The following is a 2,300-nucleotide window of genomic DNA, read 5'->3' as shown; positions in this document are numbered from 1 at the left end:
TGTCGCCACGCTTCCACCTCGAACCTATCTACCTCATCGTCTTTGAGGGATCTTACTTGCTTGCGCAATGGGAAATCTCATCTTGAGGGGGGCTTCGTGCTTAGATGCTTTCAGCACTTATCCCGGCCACACATAGCTACCCAGCGATGCCCTTGGCAGAACAACTGGTACACCAGCGGTGTGTCCATCCCGGTCCTCTCGTACTAAGGACAGCTCCTCTCAAATTTCCTGCGCCCGCGACGGATAGGGACCGAACTGTCTCACGACGTTCTGAACCCAGCTCGCGTACCGCTTTAATGGGCGAACAGCCCAACCCTTGGGACCGACTACAGCCCCAGGATGCGATGAGCCGACATCGAGGTGCCAAACCTCCCCGTCGATGTGGACTCTTGGGGGAGATAAGCCTGTTATCCCCGGGGTAGCTTTTATCCGTTGAGCGATGGCCCTTCCATGCGGAACCACCGGATCACTAAGCCCGTCTTTCGACCCTGCTCGACCTGTACGTCTCGCAGTCAAGCTCCCTTGTGCCTTTACACTCTGCGAATGATTTCCAACCATTCTGAGGGAACCTTTGGGCGCCTCCGTTACTCTTTAGGAGGCGACCGCCCCAGTCAAACTGCCCGCCTGACACTGTCTCCCACCCCGATCAGGGGTGTGGGTTAGAATTTCAATACAACCAGGGTAGTATCCCACCGACGCCTCCTCCGAAGCTGGCGCTCCGGGCTCAAAGGCTCCTACCTATCCTGTACAAGTTGCACCAAAATTCAATATCAGGCTACAGTAAAGCTCCACGGGGTCTTTCCGTCCTGTCGCGGGTAACCTGCATCTTCACAGGTACTATAATTTCACCGAGTCTCTCGTTGAGACAGTGCCCAGATCGTTACGCCTTTCGTGCGGGTCGGAACTTACCCGACAAGGAATTTCGCTACCTTAGGACCGTTATAGTTACGGCCGCCGTTTACTGGGGCTTCAGTTCGCACCTTCGCTTGCGCTAAGCACTCCCCTTAACCTTCCAGCACCGGGCAGGCGTCAGCCCCTATACGTCACCTTACGGTTTTGCAGAGACCTGTGTTTTTGCTAAACAGTCGCCTGGGCCTATTCACTGCGGCTCTCTCGGGCTATTCACCCTACCAGAGCACCCCTTCTCCCGAAGTTACGGGGTCATTTTGCCGAGTTCCTTAACGAGAGTTCACTCGCTCACCTTAGAATTCTCTTCTCGCCTACCTGTGTCGGTTTGCGGTACGGGCACCTCCCGCCTCGCTAGAGGCTTTTCTTGGCAGTGTGAAATCAGGGACTCGAGGATGAATCCTCTCGCCATCACAGCTTAACGTATCAGGAATGGGATTTGCCTCATTCCACGCCTCACTGCTTGGACGCGCACAACCAACGGCGCGCTCGCCTTATCCTTCTGCGTCCCCCCATTGCTCAAACGGCGGGGAGGTGGTACAGGAATATCAACCTGTTGTCCATCGTCTACGCCTATCGGCCTCGACTTAGGTCCCGACTGACCCTGAGCGGACGAGCCTTCCTCAGGAAACCTTAGGCATTCGGTGGACGGGATTCTCACCCGTCTTTCGTTACTCATACCGGCATTCTCACTTCTAAGCGCTCCACCAGTCCTTCCGGTCTGACTTCAACGCCCTTAGAACGCTCTCCTACCACGGACCTCAGACGAGGTCCATCCACAGCTTCGGTAATCCGTTTAGCCCCGGTACATTTTCGGCGCAGTGTCACTCGACCAGTGAGCTATTACGCACTCTTTAAATGATGGCTGCTTCTAAGCCAACATCCTGGTTGTCTAAGCAACGCCACATCCTTTTCCACTTAACGGATATTTGGGGACCTTAGCTGGTGGTCTGGGCTGTTTCCCTCTTGACTACGGATCTTATCACTCGCAGTCTGACTCCCAATCATAAATCACTGGCATTCGGAGTTTGTCTGAATTCGGTAACCCGGGATGGGCCCCTAGTCCAAACAGTGCTCTACCTCCAGGATTCTCAAGATTGAGGCTAGCCCTAAAGCTATTTCGGAGAGAACCAGCTATCTCCAGGTTCGATTGGAATTTCTCCGCTACCCACACCTCATCCCCGCACTTTTCAACGTGCGTGGGTTCGGGCCTCCAGTAAGTGTTACCTTACCTTCACCCTGGACATGGGTAGATCACCTGGTTTCGGGTCTACAACTGCATACTCATGCGCCCTATTCAGACTCGCTTTCGCTGCGGCTCCGCCTTCTCAGCTTAACCTTGCATGCAATCGTAACTCGCCGGTTCATTCTACAAAAGGCACGCCATCACCCAT

1 rRNA gene is annotated in these 2,300 nt (G+C 54.5%); it reads right to left on the bottom strand.

Annotation, left to right across the window (positions count from 1 at the left end):
- Positions 1-2,300: ribosomal RNA gene (locus MTR82_RS11175) — 23S ribosomal RNA — on the bottom strand; the annotation flags it as partial.

The sequence above is a fragment of the Planococcus ruber genome (assembly GCF_022819085.1).
Lineage (GTDB): Bacteria > Bacillota > Bacilli > Bacillales_A > Planococcaceae > Planococcus > Planococcus ruber.
Note: the sequence above shows the minus strand (reverse complement) of the source record. Positions and strands in the feature narration are given on the sequence as shown.